Source organism: Komagataeibacter oboediens, from assembly GCF_003207815.1.
In the GTDB taxonomy this organism is placed as follows: Bacteria; Pseudomonadota; Alphaproteobacteria; order Acetobacterales; family Acetobacteraceae; genus Komagataeibacter; species Komagataeibacter oboediens.
The window spans coordinates 1-599 of sequence record NZ_NKTX01000258.1 but is presented as its reverse complement, the minus strand read 5'-3'; the positions used below and the strand labels follow the sequence as shown (position 1 = coordinate 599).

The following is a 599-nucleotide window of genomic DNA, read 5'->3' as shown; positions in this document are numbered from 1 at the left end:
GAAAGCCTGGTTGTTCGCCGGGTCCGATCGTGGCGGAGAGCGCGCCGCCGCCATGTATTCCCTGATCGTCACCGCGCGTCTGAACGATGTCGATCCCCACGCATGGCTCGCCGATGTCCTGGCACGGATCAATGACATCCCCAATCCACGCCTCCATGAACTCCTGCCCTGGCACTGGAAAGCCCACCAGCAGGTCCACAATACCATCGCCGCCTGAATACGCCCGCGTCTCTCGCCGGATGATTACCTCTCAGCAGCCAGCCTTAGCGTATATCTGTGCCCGTTCTATGTACCGACCCCTACCCGGGTCAGTTCTCAGTGAAAATCAACAGTGAGTGGCTGGGCGCTTGTCGTCAACGGCAGCACGCAGGACTCCGCGATGGTGACAGTCCTCCGCTGGCTGCCCGTTGCAACGGGTGCGATCACGGTAGCCGCGGGATTTTTCCTGCTGTCTCTGCCCGTGCCAGAAGACCCGGAAGACTTCTTTCTGCCGGATGACGCCGACGGCGAACTTGAGAGAACAGACGGGAAATAAAAAGAGGTTCAGCCCGTTATCAGAGCTGAACCCTTCTCGCCCTGACCGTCAGTGTGACCGTCAG

The 599-nt window shown here is 59.9% G+C and carries 2 protein-coding genes; both read left to right on the top strand.

Annotated elements, in window-relative coordinates; all coding sequences use genetic code 11:
* On the top strand, window positions 1-217 hold a 217-nt coding region (locus CFR80_RS18735), incomplete at its 5' end, for a transposase domain-containing protein (protein WP_146221620.1).
* Between the two features lie 114 nt (window positions 218-331).
* Window positions 332-535: a hypothetical protein gene (locus CFR80_RS18730; protein ID WP_258367977.1), complete on the top strand. Its 204-nt coding sequence runs from the start codon at window positions 332-334 to the stop codon at window positions 533-535.
* Window positions 536-599: the final 64 nt, after the last annotated feature.